Source organism: Streptomyces californicus (genome assembly GCF_000717645.1).
GTDB lineage: Bacteria > Actinomycetota > Actinomycetes > Streptomycetales > Streptomycetaceae > Streptomyces > Streptomyces californicus.
Window position 1 is genome coordinate 82,006 of the sequence record NZ_JNZZ01000024.1, and the last position, 14,752, is coordinate 96,757.

General features: G+C 72.9%; 14 protein-coding genes. 11 read left to right on the forward strand and 3 right to left on the reverse strand.

Going from position 1 to position 14,752, the window contains the following annotated elements; all coding sequences use genetic code 11:
* Positions 1–172: 172 nt before the first annotated feature.
* The 4 genes from ispG to IF19_RS0128005 all read left to right on the forward strand — a co-directional run bounded on the left by ispG (position 173) and on the right by IF19_RS0128005 (position 4,995).
* Positions 173–1,330 carry a flavodoxin-dependent (E)-4-hydroxy-3-methylbut-2-enyl-diphosphate synthase gene (gene ispG, locus IF19_RS0127990; protein ID WP_030116390.1) on the forward strand — a complete coding sequence of 386 codons (1,158 nt, stop codon included), beginning with the start codon at positions 173–175 and terminating at the stop codon, positions 1,328–1,330.
* A 261-nt stretch (positions 1,331–1,591) separates the two neighbouring features.
* Positions 1,592–2,437 carry a GNAT family N-acetyltransferase gene (locus IF19_RS0127995; RefSeq protein WP_030121364.1) on the forward strand — a complete coding sequence of 282 codons (846 nt, stop codon included), beginning with the start codon at positions 1,592–1,594 and terminating at the stop codon, positions 2,435–2,437.
* Between the two features lie 219 nt (positions 2,438–2,656).
* The gene (locus tag IF19_RS0128000) at positions 2,657–3,217 is read left to right on the forward strand and encodes a GNAT family N-acetyltransferase (protein WP_030116393.1); all 561 of its coding nucleotides are present in this window, start codon (positions 2,657–2,659) and stop codon (positions 3,215–3,217) included.
* 74 nt (positions 3,218–3,291) lie between these two features.
* Positions 3,292–4,995, forward strand: coding sequence for a proline--tRNA ligase (locus IF19_RS0128005; protein ID WP_030116394.1), 1,704 nt, complete (start codon positions 3,292–3,294; stop codon positions 4,993–4,995).
* A 136-nt stretch (positions 4,996–5,131) separates the two neighbouring features.
* Here the strand turns inward: IF19_RS0128005 and IF19_RS0128010 are convergent, their stop codons facing one another.
* Genes IF19_RS0128010 through IF19_RS0128020 form a run of 3 tightly spaced genes read right to left on the reverse strand, consistent with a single transcriptional unit; the run spans position 5,132 to position 7,230 of the window.
* Positions 5,132–6,115, reverse strand: coding sequence for an aminoglycoside phosphotransferase family protein (locus IF19_RS0128010; protein ID WP_030116395.1), 984 nt, complete (start codon positions 6,113–6,115; stop codon positions 5,132–5,134).
* A 30-nt stretch (positions 6,116–6,145) separates the two neighbouring features.
* Complete coding sequence (locus IF19_RS0128015; RefSeq protein WP_030276869.1) at positions 6,146–6,664, reverse strand: ferritin-like domain-containing protein; 519 nt, start codon at positions 6,662–6,664, stop codon at positions 6,146–6,148.
* A complete protein-coding gene (locus IF19_RS0128020) occupies positions 6,661–7,230 on the reverse strand; it encodes a hypothetical protein (RefSeq protein WP_030121366.1) in 570 nt (189 codons plus the stop codon). Before IF19_RS0128020 ends, IF19_RS0128015 begins: the two co-directional genes overlap by 4 nt.
* Before the next feature lie 175 nt (positions 7,231–7,405).
* Here IF19_RS0128020 and rimP point away from each other — a divergent pair, with 175 nt between their 5' ends.
* The 7 genes from rimP (at position 7,406) to truB (ending at position 14,514) form a co-directional block, all read left to right on the forward strand.
* Positions 7,406–7,909: a ribosome maturation factor RimP gene (gene rimP / locus IF19_RS0128025; protein ID WP_030116397.1), complete on the forward strand. Its 504-nt coding sequence runs from the start codon at positions 7,406–7,408 to the stop codon at positions 7,907–7,909.
* Between the two features lie 2 nt (positions 7,910–7,911).
* The gene (nusA, locus tag IF19_RS0128030) at positions 7,912–8,952 is read left to right on the forward strand and encodes a transcription termination factor NusA (RefSeq protein WP_030116398.1); all 1,041 of its coding nucleotides are present in this window, start codon (positions 7,912–7,914) and stop codon (positions 8,950–8,952) included.
* Positions 8,953–9,065: 113 nt separating this feature from the next.
* Entirely contained in the window at positions 9,066–9,353 is a 288-nt protein-coding gene (locus IF19_RS0128035; protein ID WP_170757399.1) for a YlxR family protein, read from the forward strand.
* Between the two features lie 147 nt (positions 9,354–9,500).
* Entirely contained in the window at positions 9,501–12,599 is a 3,099-nt protein-coding gene (infB, locus tag IF19_RS1000000136520) for a translation initiation factor IF-2 (RefSeq protein WP_030704580.1), read from the forward strand.
* 198 nt (positions 12,600–12,797) lie between these two features.
* Entirely contained in the window at positions 12,798–13,091 is a 294-nt protein-coding gene (locus IF19_RS0128045) for a DUF503 domain-containing protein (RefSeq protein WP_030116402.1), read from the forward strand.
* Positions 13,092–13,144: 53 nt separating this feature from the next.
* Positions 13,145–13,618: a 30S ribosome-binding factor RbfA gene (rbfA, locus tag IF19_RS0128050; RefSeq protein ID WP_030116403.1), complete on the forward strand. Its 474-nt coding sequence runs from the start codon at positions 13,145–13,147 to the stop codon at positions 13,616–13,618.
* Positions 13,615–14,514, forward strand: a complete 900-nt coding sequence (truB, locus tag IF19_RS0128055) for a tRNA pseudouridine(55) synthase TruB (RefSeq protein WP_030116404.1) — start codon at positions 13,615–13,617, stop codon at positions 14,512–14,514. Before rbfA ends, truB begins: the two co-directional genes overlap by 4 nt.
* Positions 14,515–14,752 lie beyond the last annotated feature (238 nt).

The following is a 14,752-nucleotide window of genomic DNA, read 5'->3' on the forward strand; positions in this document are numbered from 1 at the left end:
CCGCCCCGGGCGCCCCACGGGTGACGGCCGGACACACACACCGTGTCCGGCCGCTCACCAAGGGGTGGACATGTCGACACGGTGCGTCCGTCCCGCCGCCGGTGCCGTAACCTCGAAGGCCGGAGCCCGCCGATCTCGGGACCTCGATCCACACCTTGGGGATGCACAGCGCATGACTGCGATTTCTCTCGGAATGCCGGCCGTTCCGACCAAGCTCGCCGACCGAAGGGTCAGCCGACAGATCCAGGTCGGCACGGTCGCGGTCGGCGGCGACGCGCCCGTTTCCGTGCAGTCGATGACGACGACGCGTACGTCGGACATCGGCGACACGCTCCAGCAGATCGCCGAACTGACGGCCTCCGGCTGCCAGATCGTCCGGGTCGCCTGCCCGACCCAGGACGACGCCGACGCGCTGGCCACCATCGCCAAGAAGTCGCAGATCCCGGTGATCGCCGACATCCACTTCCAGCCGAAGTACGTCTTCGCCGCGATCGACGCGGGCTGCGCCGCCGTCCGGGTCAACCCGGGCAACATCAAGCAGTTCGACGACAAGGTCAAGGAGATCGCGAAGGCGGCCAACGAGACCCGCACCCCGATCAGGATCGGCGTCAACGCCGGCTCCCTGGACGCGCGGCTCCTCAAGAAGTACGGCAAGGCCACCCCCGAGGCCCTCGTCGAGTCCGCCCTGTGGGAGGCGTCCCTCTTCGAGGAGCACGGCTTCGGCGACATCAAGATCTCGGTCAAGCACAACGACCCGGTCGTCATGGTCAACGCCTACCGCCAGCTCGCCGCCCAGAGCGACTACCCGCTGCACCTCGGCGTCACCGAGGCCGGCCCGGCGTTCCAGGGGACCATCAAGTCCGCCGTCGCCTTCGGCGCCCTGCTCTCCGAGGGCATCGGCGACACCATCCGCGTCTCCCTCTCGGCCCCGCCCGCCGAAGAGGTCAAGGTCGGCCTCCAGATCCTTGAGGCGCTGAACCTCAAGCAGCGCCGCCTGGAGATCGTCTCCTGCCCGTCCTGCGGCCGTGCCCAGGTCGACGTCTACAAGCTCGCCGACCAGGTCAGCGCCGGCCTGGAGGGCATGGAGGTCCCGCTCCGCGTCGCGGTCATGGGCTGCGTCGTCAACGGCCCCGGCGAGGCCCGCGAGGCCGACCTCGGCGTCGCCTCCGGCAACGGCAAGGGCCAGATCTTCGTGAAGGGCGAGGTCATCAAGACCGTCCCCGAGTCGAAGATCGTCGAGACCCTCATCGAAGAGGCGATGAAGATCGCCGAGCAGATGGAGAAGGACGGCATCGCGTCCGGCGAACCCCAGGTCTCCATCGGCGCCTGACCCGCGTCTCTCCGCACCGCCTTCGCCCCGCCGGGCTCCGTGCCCGGCGGGGCGAAGGCGTCTCCGCGGCCCGTACGCACCTCCCGCCTCCCGCCTCCCGCCGCCCCGCCCCGCGCCGGCGGGGCGGCGGCATGCCCGGACGCCCCGGCCCGGCCGTGCTCCGAGGACGCCCGCGGAAGCCGGTCCCCGGACTCCGGCGGCGTTCGAGAGCCTTCTCGGTTACAGTGCGGAAATCAGCAGACCGCATGGTGAGGCCCCCTCGTGTTGACGCAGACCACCACCCGGGTCCTCGAACCCAGCGACCTCGGCGCCGCGCTCGCCATTCTGGAGAGCGAGCCCGTGGCCAACGCCTTCGTGACGTCCCGCGTGCAGGTCGCGGGGCTCGATCCCTGGCGCCTCGGCGGCGAGATGTGGGGCTGGTACGCCGACGGCATGCTCCGCTCCCTGTGCTACTCCGGCGCCAACCTCGTCCCCATCTGCGCCGGACCCGAAGCCGTCCGCGCCTTCGCCGACCGCGCCCGCCGCGCCGGCCGCCGCTGCTCCTCCATCGTCGGCCCCGCCGAACCCACCACCCAGCTGTGGCGGCTCCTCGAACCCTCCTGGGGCCCCGCCCGCGAGGTCCGCGCCAACCAGCCCCTCATGGTCACCGAGAGCCTCTCCGCCGACGTCACGCCCGACCCGCTCGTCCGCCGCATCCGCAAGGACGAGATGGAGGTCCTGATGCCGGCCTGCGTGGCGATGTTCACCGAGGAGGTCGGCATCTCCCCGCTCGCCGGCGACGGCGGACTCCTCTACCAGGCCCGCGTCGCCGAACTCATCGGCACCGGCCGCTCCTTCGCCCGCATCGACGACGGCAAGGTCGTCTTCAAGGCCGAGATCGGCGCGGCCACCCCCCAGGCATGCCAGATCCAGGGCGTCTGGGTCGCCCCCGAACATCGCGGCAAGGGCCTCTCCGAGACGGGCATGGCCGCCGTCCTGCGCTACGCCCTCGCGGACGTCGCCCCCGTGGTCAGCCTGTACGTGAACGACTACAACACCCCCGCCCGCAAGGCGTACCGGCGGGTCGGCTTCCGCGAGGTCGGCGCGTTCATGAGCGTCCTGTTCTGATCCGCTCCCGCCGCGCGGGGACATGGCCGGATCTGACCCACCGCGCCCGCACGCGCCCGCGACCCGCGGTTTCCGGACGGGTGTCCGGCGGAACAGGGCCGGGGCCGCGACCCCCGGTACGGCACTCCGCGACCCCCGGTACGGCACTCCGCGGCCCCCCGGCGTCCCGGGAAGCGACGCACGGGTCGCCGTACCCCGTCCGCCCAGTAGGGTTCCGGCATGGCAGCCCCCGGAGAAGGCCCCGCACACCCCCACGCCCGGATCGGCCCCGTCGACCTGGCCGCGCGCGTCGACGAAGCCCTGCACGTCCAGGCGGCCGCCTTCGGACTCGGCCAGGACGAGATCGCCGTACGCCGCCACATCGTCCTCAGGCACCTGGAGCACCCCGAGGCCCGCGCCCTCGGCGCGCTCGCCCCCGACGGGCGGCTCCTCGGCTTCGTCTACGGGCTGCCCAACGACCGAGTCCAGTGGTGGTCCACCGTCGTCGAGCCCTATCTGCGGGCCACCGGCTCCGAGGGCTGGCTCGACGACTCCTTCGTCATCACCGAACTCCACGTCCACCCCGACCACCAGCAGCGCGGCCTCGGACGCACCCTCATCACCGCCATCACCGACGCCGTCGACCAGCCCCGCTCGATCCTCTCCGCGATCGACAAGGACAGCCCGGCCCGCGCCCTGTACCGCTCCCTCGGCTACCGCGACCTCGCCCGCCAGGTCGTCTTCCCGAGCGCCTCGCAGCCGTACGCGGTCATGGGCGCGCCCCTCCCGCTGCTGCGGTAGGGGTTATGGATTACCGCCCGCCCGCGCCGCCCGGTTAACCTCGGGCTCACCACTTTCGCGAGCAGGAGTTCACCATGGCCCAGGTCCAGCGCATGTCCCGATTGATGATCAAGACACTGCGCGACGACCCGGCGGACGCCGAGACGCTCAGCCACAAGCTGCTGGTCCGCGCCGGGTACGTGCGCCGCAACGCGGCCGGCATCTGGTCCTGGCTGCCGCTCGGCAAGAAGGTCCTGGACAACATCTCGAACGTGGTCCGCGAGGAGATGGACGCCATCGGCGCCCAGGAGGTGCTGCTCCCCGCCCTGCTGCCCAAGGAGCCCTACGAGGCGTCCGGCCGCTGGGAGGAGTACGGCGACCTGCTCTTCCGCCTCAAGGACCGCAAGGGCGGCGACTACCTCCTCGGCCCGACCCACGAGGAGATCTTCACCCAGACCGTCAAGGACCAGTGCACGTCCTACAAGGACCTGCCGGTGATGCTCTACCAGATCCAGACGAAGTACCGCGACGAGGCCCGCCCCCGCTCCGGCGTCCTGCGCGGCCGCGAGTTCCACATGAAGGACTCGTACAGCTTCGACACCACCGACGAGGGCCTCGCGCACTCCTACGCCCTGCACCGCGCCGCCTACATCAAGATCTTCGAGCGGCTCGGCCTGGACCACCGCGTCGTCTCCGCCGTCTCCGGCGCGATGGGCGGCTCCGCCTCCGAGGAGTTCCTGGCCCCCGCCGCCGCCGGTGAGGACACCTTCGCGGACTGCCCGAACTGCGACTACGCCGCCAACACCGAGGCCGTGACCTTCGAGCTCACCCCGGTCGACGGCTCGGCGCACGGCGCGGTCGAGGAGCTGGACACCCCCGACACCCCGACCATCGAGACGCTCGCCGCGCACCTGGGCGTCCCCGCCTCCGCCACCCTGAAGAACCTGCTGGTCAAGGTGGACGGCGAGATCGTCGCCGTCGGCGTACCCGGCCACCGCGAGGTCGACCTCGGCAAGCTGGGCGAGCACCTGGCGCCCGCCGTGGTCGAGCTGGTCACCGCCGAGGACTTCGTCGGCCGCGACGACCTCGTACGCGGCTACGTCGGCCCCCAGGGACTGGAGAAGGTTCGCTACCTCGCCGACCCCCGCGTCGCCCCCGGCACCTCCTGGATCACCGGCGCCAACAAGGAGGGCAAGCACGCGGCGAGCGTCGTCGCCGGCCGCGACTTCGAGGTCGACCAGTACCTGGACGTCGTCGTCGTCGAGGAGGGCGACCCCTGCCCGAAGTGCGGCACCGGCCTCGTCCTGGACCGCGCGATCGAGATCGGCCACATCTTCCAGCTCGGCCGCAAGTACGCCGACACCTTCCAGCTCGACGTCCTCGGCCAGCAGGGCAAGCCCGTCCGCGTCACGATGGGCTCGTACGGCATCGGCGTCTCCCGCGCCGTGGCCGCCCTCACCGAGCAGACCGCCGACGACAAGGGCCTGTGCTGGCCCCGCGAGGTCGCCCCGGCCGACGTCCACGTCGTCGCCGCCGGCAAGGCCCTCCAGACCGAGCTGGCCCTGGACGTCGCGGAGAAGCTCAACGCGGCGGGCCTGCGCGTCCTGGTCGACGACCGTCCCGGCGTCTCGCCCGGCGTGAAGTTCACCGACTCCGAGCTGATCGGCGTGCCCAAGATCCTGGTGGCGGGCCGCCGCTCCGCCGACGGCGTCCTGGAGCTCAAGGACCGCCGCACCGGCGAGCGCGAGGAGCTGACCGTCGACGAGGCGATCGCCCGCCTGACGGCCGACCTGGCCTGATCACGCACACCGCCCATGAGGAGGGCCCCCACGCACGGTGCGCGGGGGCCCTCCTCGTACGGTCACCGGTCGGGGTGTGTCCGGCGGATCAGGATCGGGCAGACGGCGCGACCGGTCGAGGTCCGCCGGACACGCCCTACAGCCAGCCCGCGAACTCCAGGTTGACCTCGCCCATCTGCCGCCGCCCCTCGGCCAGCGCCCGGGTGCCCGACTCGACCGCCCGGAACAGCGTCCAGCCGTGCAGCCGCGCTTGGTCCACCTCCAGCGACTCCGCCAGCTTCTTCACCCGGCGCCGGGCCGTCACAGGGCCGCCCGAGGCGGCGATCAGATCCTCCGCACGGTCCCGCACCAGCCGCGCCAGATCGTAGGCGCGCTCGCCCACCAGAGGCTCCGGACCCACCGTCAGCCACGGCGCGCGCTCCCCGGACAGCACCTTGCTCTGCCGGAAGTTGCCGTGCAGCAGCAGGAGTTCGGACGCGCCCTCGACCAGCTCCGCACGGGCCGCGAGCGCCGCCTCCACCAGCGGCGCCAGCTCCGGATCGGCCTCGGCGGCCGCCCGCATCCCGGTGCTCTGGCGCGCGGTCCGCTCGGCCACCGTCTCGAAGCCGTGCCCGGCGGGCGGCTCCACCCACAGCCGCCGCACCGTCCCCGCCGCCTCCAGCAGGGCCTTCGCCTCCGGCAGCGAGCGCAGCGACACCTCGTGGTGCAGCCGCTCCAGCAGCAGCCCCCCGGCGGCGTCCACCGCACCCGGTTCCGACGCACCCGGCCCGGACGCATCCGGCCGCGACGCACCCGCCCCCGACGCACCCGCCTCCGAGGCGTCCAGCGTCCGCACCGCGCCCCAGCCGTTCCAGTGCTCCAGCGCCGCCCGCTCCAGATCGGGCCGGGCGGCGGGCGGGGCGATCTTCAGCGCCGCAGGGGTCCCGTCCGCCCGCCGCACCAGCACCACCAGGGAGCTGCGCCCGCCCGGAGCGGCCACCCGCTCCGCGGTCAGGCCGTCCCCGGCGGTGAGCGCCCGCTCGGTCAGCCCGGGGAGCCCGGCCAGCCAGTCGGCCGCCGCGGCGTCCCCGTACATCTCACCGAGTGCGCGCTCCAGGCGCCGCGGCGGTTCGCAACCCATACGTCGTGTGTTCCCTTTCGGTTCCTCGGATCAGCGCGACCCGTCCGCGCCCGCCGCCTCCACCGGGCCCGTCGCTGCCGGATCCGCACCGGCGGCCCGCTCGGCGAGCCCCGGAAAGGCTACGTTGCGCCCGCGCCACCGGGCCGACCGCACCGCGGCCTCCCGCAACGCGCCGGCGGCCTCCTCGCGGCGCGCCCCCTCGCAGGCCCGTACGAGATCGGCGTACGCGCCCGCGATCCGGTCCTCCAGCTCCGCTGCCAGCCGCTCGGCCGACGCGGCGTCCGCGACCGGGAACGGCAGGCCGTACGCGGCGTCCGACGCCACCGGCCGGCCGCCCAGGTCCCGGGCGGCGCGCGCCAGCGCGTCCCGCCGCGCCCGGTGCGCGTCGTACGCCGCGCGGGCCTCGGCGCGCCGCTTCCCGTCGAGGCGGCCGCCGAGCACTCCGTACCCGTACACCGCCGCGTGCTCGGCGGCCAGCGCCGACTGGACGGCGGTCAGCTCGGGGGAGCCGGCGTCCTCCTCGGACGGCCGGACGGAACGGGTCCTCATGCGGGTGTCTCCTCGGCCAGTCCGGTCAGCAGGTACGCGTGCGCCGCGGCGGCCGCCGCCACCGAGGCCAGCAGCCGGGCCAGCTCGGGGCCGGCCTCCAGCAGGGCCTCGGCGTGCGCGTCGGCCCGGCGGCGCTCGGCCGTCGCCAGCTCCTTCAGCGCGGCCTTCGGGGCGGCCGCCACCGGACCGGGGGCGGGGGACGGGGCGTCCTTCGCGGGCGCGCCGCCGTCCGTCCCGCCCTTCTTCGGGGCGTCCTTCGCGCGGGGCGGCGCCAGCGCCTTCCCGTGCTCGGCCACGGCCGCCCGCAGGGGCGCCAGCCCGGCCGCCGTCGCCGGATGCACCTCGGCCACCCGGTCGTACCGGGCGAGCAGGAGGGCGCCGTCGCGGACCGCCGTCTCCCGGAGCGTCCGCTCGGTCTTCTCCGCCGCGGCCCGTGCGCCGGAGTGCGCGGGCCCGCCGCCCCCGGTCTCCTCGCCGCCGCCCCCGCAGCCGGTCAGCACCGCGCCCAGGGCGAGGGCTCCCGTCGCGGTGAGCGCCCCCCTGCGCGTCGTCCCCGTGCGCCGCACGTTTCTCCTTCGGGCCTCGACCGGTCCTGACCGGATCTGTCCTGATGTGATCACCGCACGTGAGCGTACCCGGGCCCGGCGGGAGGCGGACGGCAACACCCCTGGCGACCGGATACCCTTTGACCTGACGCACGACGTTCCCCACAACAGCACACGCGGCCGAGGAGTCACCCGGATGAGCACCACCCAGAGCGAGAGGCTGCGCGGGCTGCTGGAACCGCTCGTCAGCGCGCAGCAGCTGGACCTCGAGGAGATCGAGGTGACCCGGGCCGGCCGCCGGGGGGTGCTGCGGATCGTCGTGGACTCCGACGAGGGCGTGGAGCTGGACGCCTGCGCGGAGCTGAGCCGCTCGATCTCCCAGAAGCTGGACGAGACCGACGCGATGGGCGAGGGCGAGTACGTCCTCGAAGTCAGCTCCCCGGGCGCGGACCGCCCGCTGACCGAGCACCGCCACTACGTACGCGCCACCGGCCGGCTGGCCAGGTTCCACCTGTCCGGCGACGGCTCCGGTGAGCTGGTCGCCCGCATCCTCGCCGTGGACGAGGACGGGCTCGACCTCGAAGTGCCCGGCGTCAAGGGCCGCAAGCCCACCGCCCGCCGCCTCGCCTTCGACGAGATCGCCAGGGCGCGCGTGGAGATCGAATTCAACCGCAAGGACAAGAAGGAAGAGGAGGCGTAGCCGTGGACATCGATGTGAAGCTTCTGAAGGGCTTGGCGCAGGACAAGGAGATCCCCTTCGACGTGCTCGTCGGGGCGATCGAGTCGGCCCTCCTCATCGCGTACCACCGCACCGACGGCAGCCACCGCCGGGCGCGCGTGAAGATCGACGAGACCGGCCACGTCACGGTGTGGGCCAAGGAGGACCCCGCCGACCTCGAAGAGGGCCAGGAGCCCGAGGAGTTCGACGACACCCCCTCCGGTTTCGGCCGCATCGCCGCGACCACCGCCAAGCAGGTCATCCTGCAGCGGCTGCGCGACGCCGAGGACGACAAGACCTTCGGGGAGTACGCGGGCCACGAGGGCGACGTCGTCACCGGCGTCGTCCAGCAGGGCAAGGACCCCAAGAACGTCCTGGTCGACATCGGCAAGCTGGAAGCCATCCTTCCGGTCCAGGAGCAGGTCCCGGGCGAGGAGTACACCCACGGCCTGCGGCTGCGCACGTACGTCGTCCGGGTCGCCAAGGGCGTCCGCGGACCGTCCGTGACCCTCTCGCGCACCCACCCGACCCTGGTGAAGAAGCTCTTCGCGCTGGAGGTCCCGGAGATCGCGGACGGCTCGGTGGTCATCGAGGCCATCGCCCGCGAGGCCGGCCACCGCACCAAGATCGCCGTACGCTCCACCCGCGCCGGTCTGAACCCCAAGGGCGCCTGCATCGGCCCGATGGGCAGCCGGGTGCGCAACGTCATGGCCGAGCTGCACGGCGAGAAGATCGACATCGTGGACTGGTCCGACGACCCGGCCGAGATGGTCGCCAACGCCCTCTCGCCCGCCCGGGTGAGCAAGGTGGAGATCGTCGACCTCGGCGCCCGCTCCGCCCGGGTCACCGTGCCGGACTACCAGCTGTCGCTGGCCATCGGCAAGGAGGGGCAGAACGCCCGCCTCGCCGCCCGGCTCACCGGCTGGCGCATCGACATCCGGCCGGACACCGAGACGGACGAGGAGCGGGAGAACGCCGACCGCGAGCGGGCCGAGCGGGCCCGGGAGCGCTCGGAAAGGCGTTGACCCGGAGCGGTCCCAGGGAATAGATCTGGAACGCACGCCGCTGAGATCACGACAACATCCGTTCGATTTTTGCCCCAAAGCGGTGAGGTCGGTACGGGGAGGTAGACTTAAACGTGTCTGGCCGGACGCAAGCCCGCGCTTGCCCCGAGCGCACCTGTGTGGGGTGCCGGGAGCGAGCGGCCAAGAGCGAGCTGCTGCGCATCGTGGTGGACGAGGGCGTCTGCGCCCCTGATCCACGCGGTACGCTGCCCGGCCGGGGTGCTTACGTGCACCCCGTCTCTGTCTGTCTCGACCTGGCGGTCCGCCGCCGGGCGTTCCCCCGGGCCTTCAAGGCCGAGGGGCCGTTCGACACCGCGGCGCTGACGCGGTTCGTGGAGCGGGCGACACCGCAGGAAACGTAAGAAATGAACGGCACGGGACCCCGTGCGGTCAGGTACCTCGCGAGTTGGAAGTAGGTCGAGATTGCGATGAGCACTCGATGAGTACGCGATGAGTACGCCCATGAAGTAGCGACGGTCCGGCGGTAACCCGGACCTAAAAGGAGCGAAGTGGCTAAGGTCCGGGTATACGAACTCGCCAAGGAGTTCGGCGTGGAGAGCAAGGTCGTCATGGCCAAGCTCCAAGAACTCGGTGAATTCGTCCGTTCGGCGTCCTCGACGATCGAGGCGCCGGTTGTACGCAAGTTGACCGACGCACTGCAGGGGCCCGGCGGCAACGCCGGCAAGCCCGCTGCCAAGCCTGGCGCGCCCCGCAAGGCGACGCCCGCGAAGCCCTCGGCGCCCTCTCCGGCCGCCGCGGCACGTCCCGCTGCCCCGAAGCCCGGCGCCCCGGCCCCCAAGCCGGCCGCCGCCGAGGCACCGAGCAGCACCCCGGCGGCGCCCGCGCCGTCGGCGGGCCCCCGTCCGGGCCCGAAGCCTGCCCCGAAGGCCCCGGTCACCCCGGTCCCGGCCGCCGAGTTCTCGGCCCCGGCACCGGAGCGTCCGGCCGCCCCGCAGCCGCAGGCCCCCCGTCCCGCCGGTGCCACCCCCGGCCCCCGTCCCACCCCGGCCCGTCCGGCTCAGGGCGGCGGCCAGCGCGACGGTGGCCAGCGCGACGGCGGTCGCGGTGGCGAGCGTGGCGGCGACCGCCCCGCGCGTCCCGCCGGCCAGGGCGCCCCGCGCCCCGGCGGCGCCCGTCCGGCCGGTCCCCGTCCGGGCAACAACCCCTTCACCTCCGGCGGTTCCACCGGCATGGCGCGCCCCTCGGCACCCCGTCCCGGCGGCGCCCCGCGCCCCGGTGGCGGCCAGGAGCGCCCCGGCGCCCCGCGCCCGCAGGGCGGCCCCGGCGGCGCCCCGCGCCCCCAGGGCGGTCAGGGTCAGGGCGGCGCCCGTCCGACCCCGGGCGGCATGCCCCGTCCGCAGGCCCCGCGTCCCGGCGGCGGCCCCGCCGGTAACCGCCCGAACCCGGGCATGATGCCGCAGCGTCCCGCTGCCGGCCCGCGCCCCGGCCCTGGTGGCCGTGGTCCCGGCGGTGGCGGTCGTCCCGGCGGCGCCGGTGGCGGTCGTCCCGGTGGCGGCGGCTTCGCCGGTCGTCCCGGTGGCGGTGGCGGCGGCTTCGCCGGCCGTCCGGCCGGTCCCGGTGGTGGCGGCGGCGGTGCCGGTCGTCCCGGTGGTGGCGGCGGCGGCTTCGGCGGTCGTCCCGGCTTCGGTGGCCGTCCCGGCGGTCCCGGTGGCCGCGGTGGCACGCAGGGCGCCTTCGGCCGTCCCGGCGGTCCCGCGCGTCGTGGCCGCAAGTCGAAGCGGCAGAGGCGCCAGGAGTACGAGGCCATGCAGGCCCCGTCGGTCGGCGGCGTCATGCTGCCCCGCGGAAACGGACAGTCCGTCCGCCTGTCGCGCGGCGCCTCGCTCACCGACTTCGCGGAGAAGATCAACGCCAACCCGGCGTCGCTCGTCGCCGTGATGATGAACCTCGGCGAGATGGTCACGGCCACCCAGTCCGTCTCCGACGACACGCTGCGTCTCCTCGCCGAGGAGATGAACTACGTGCTGGAGATCGTCAGCCCGGAGGAGGAGGACCGCGAGCTGCTCGAGTCCTTCGACATCGAGTTCGGCGAGGACGAGGGCGGCGAAGAGGCCCTGGTCTCCCGTCCGCCGGTCGTGACCGTCATGGGTCACGTCGACCACGGTAAGACCCGCCTCCTCGACGCGATCCGCAAGACCAACGTGGTCGCGGGCGAGGCCGGTGGCATCACCCAGCACATCGGTGCCTACCAGGTCACGACGGACGTCAACGACGAAGAGCGCAAGATCACCTTCATCGACACCCCGGGTCACGAGGCGTTCACCGCCATGCGTGCCCGTGGTGCGAAGTCGACCGACATCGCGATCCTCGTGGTGGCGGCCAACGACGGTGTGATGCCCCAGACGATCGAGGCGCTGAACCACGCCAAGGCGGCCGAGGTGCCGATCGTGGTCGCGGTCAACAAGATCGACGTCGAGGGCGCCGACCCGACCAAGGTGCGCGGTCAGCTCACCGAGTTCGGTCTGGTGGCCGAGGAGTACGGCGGCGACACCATGTTCGTCGACATCTCCGCCAAGCAGGGCCTCAACATCGAGGCGCTCCTGGAGGCCGTCGTCCTCACCGCCGACGCCTCGCTCGACCTGCGGGCCAACCCCGACCAGGACGCGCAGGGCATCGCCATCGAGTCCCACCTCGACCGTGGTCGCGGTGCCGTCTCGACGGTCCTGGTTCAGCGCGGAACGCTGCGCATCGGCGACACGATGGTCGTGGGCGACGCCTACGGCCGGGTGCGCGCCATGCTCGACGACACCGGTCAGAACGTGCAGGAAGCGGGTCCCTCGACCCCCGTCCTGGTGCTCGGTCTCACCAACGTCCCGGGTGCCGGCGACAACTTCCTGGTCGTCGACGAGGACCGTACGGCCCGTCAGATCGCCGAGAAGCGCGCCGCCCGTGAGCGCAACGCCAACTTCGCCCGCAAGGGCGTCCGGTTCTCCCTGGAGAACCTGGACGAGGCGCTCAAGGCCGGTCTGGTCCAGGAACTCAACCTCATCATCAAGGGCGACGCGTCCGGTTCGGTGGAGGCTCTCGAGTCCTCGCTGCTCCAGCTCGACGTCGGCGAAGAGGTCGACATCCGGATCCTGCACCGCGGTGTGGGTGCGGTCACCGAGTCGGACATCAACCTGGCGACGGGTTCCGACGCCATCGTGATCGGCTTCAACGTGCGCGCCGCGGGGCGTGCCGAGCAGATGGCCGAGCGCGAGGGCGTGGACGTCCGGTACTACTCGGTCATCTACCAGGCGATCGAAGAGATCGAAGCGGCCCTCAAGGGCATGCTCAAGCCGGAGTACGAAGAGGTCGAGCTCGGCACGGCGGAGATCCGCGAGATCTTCCGCTCGTCCAAGCTGGGCAACATCGCCGGTGTGCTGGTCCGCTCCGGCGAGGTCAAGCGCAACACCAAGGCGCGCCTGCTGCGCGATGGCAAGGTCATCGCGGAGAACCTCACCATCTCCGGTCTGCGCCGCTTCAAGGACGACGTCACCGAGATCCGCGAAGGCTTCGAGGGCGGTATCAACCTCGGAAACTTCAACGACATCAAGATCGACGACGTCATCGCGACGTACGAGATGCGCGAGAAGCCGCGAGGCTGATCCACCTCGGATCCGCGAGGATCCGCAGGGAAGTCGGAAGGGTGCCGGGAGTCCGCTCCCGGCCCCCTCCACCACGGTCGGAGCCGGTCGACGGGTCGTATTTCCGTCGATCGGCTCCGGCCGTTCCGGTACGGTTCTGGTGTCCCCGGCAAGCTCTGGCGGGGCACGAACCCGAACCGGCGGGACATCCGGACACACATGTATGTGGGGACCCTGTCCTTCGATCTGCTCCTCGGCGACGTACGGTCGTTGAAGGAGAAGCGTTCCGTCGTCCGCCCGATCGTCGCCGAGCTCCAGCGGAAATTCGCGGTGAGTGCGGCCGAGACCGGCGGGCAGAATCTCCACCGCAGGGCCGAGATCGGCCTTGCCGTGGTCTCCGGTGACACCGGACACCTCACGGACGTGCTCGACCGCTGCGAGCGGCTGGTCGCGGCCCGCCCCGAGGTGGAGCTGCTGTCGGTGAGACGGCGGCTGCACAGTGAAGAAGACTGACACGTGACGAAGACTGACAGTCGAGCGAAACCAGAAGGAAGAGTGACGGACCGGTGACCGACAACGCGCGGGCCCGCAAGCTGGCCGATCGCATCCAGGTCGTGGTCGCGGAGACCCTGGACCGGCGAATCAAGGATCCGCGGCTGGGCTTCGTGACGATCACGGACGCCCGGGTCACGGGTGACCTGCGGGAGGCCACGGTCTTCTACACGGTCTACGGCGACGACGAGGAGCGCGCCGCCTCCGCCGCGGCGCTGGAGAGCGCCAAGGGCGTCCTCCGCTCCGAGGTCGGACGGCAGACCGGGGTCCGGTTCACGCCGACCCTGGCCTTCGTGCCGGACGCCCTCCCGGACAACGCCCGCACCATCGAGGACCTCCTCGACAAGGCGCGGGCCAAGGACGCGGAGGTGCGCGAGGTGTCCACGGGCGCCACGTACGCCGGCGAGGCCGACCCGTACCGCAAGCCCGAGGACGAGGACGAGTCCGACGGCCCCGCCGAGAAGAACGAGGGCCCGACCTCCGCATGACCGAGCAGACCACCACGCCGGACGGCCTTGTCATCGTCGACAAGCCGTCCGGCTTCACTTCGCACGACGTCGTCGCCAAGATGCGCGGCATCGCCCGCACGCGACGCGTCGGCCACGCCGGCACGCTGGACCCGATGGCGACCGGGGTCCTCGTGCTCGGCGTCCAGCGGGCCACGAAGCTCCTGGGCCACCTCGCCCTGACCGAGAAGGAGTACCTCGGTACGATCCGGCTCGGCCAGGACACCGTCACCGACGACGCCGAGGGCGAGATCACCTCGTCCGCCGACGCCTCCGGCGTGACCCGGGAGGGCATCGACGCCGGGGTGGCCGCGCTGACCGGCGCGATCATGCAGGTCCCGTCCAAGGTCAGCGCCATCAAGATCGACGGCAAGCGGTCCTACGCCCGGGTGCGCGGCGGCGAGGAGTTCGAGATCCCGGCCCGCCCGGTGACCGTCTCCTCCTTCCGGGTCTACGACGTCCGCGAGGCCGTCGCCGAGGACGGCACCCCCGTGCTCGACCTGGTCGTCTCCGTCGTCTGCTCCTCGGGGACGTACATCCGGGCCCTCGCCCGCGACCTCGGCGCCGGACTGGGCGTCGGCGGCCACCTGACCGCGCTGCGCCGCACCCGGGTCGGCCCGTACGGCCTCGACGCGGCCCGGACGCTCGACCAGCACCAGGAGGAGCTGACCGTCATGCCGGTCGCCGAGGCGGCGGACGCGGCCTTCCCCCGCTGGGACGTGGACGAGAAGCGCGCCAAGCTGCTCCTGAACGGCGTACGGCTGGACATGCCCGCGTACCCGCCGGGGCCGGTCGCGGTCTACGGGCCGGACGGGGCGTTCCTCGTGCTCGTCGAGGAGGAGAAGGGCAAGGCCAAGAGCCTCGCCGTCTTCGCCTGAGCAGCGGGCCGGCCCGGCGGCCCCCGAGCGCGGGCGGGGCCGCCCGAGCGCGGGCGCCCTGCGGACCCGGGCCGGGGTGTCTCGACACCTCCGCCCGGTCCGGGTGTCCATGGGGCCCGGTAGGGCCCGGCAGTCTGCGACGCCCACCCGACCACGGGCGCCTGCGGACTCGCCACGGGCCCGGGCGCCTGCGACGCCCCTCCGGCCCCCGGCCCCGCAGCCCCCGGCCCCGTAGCCC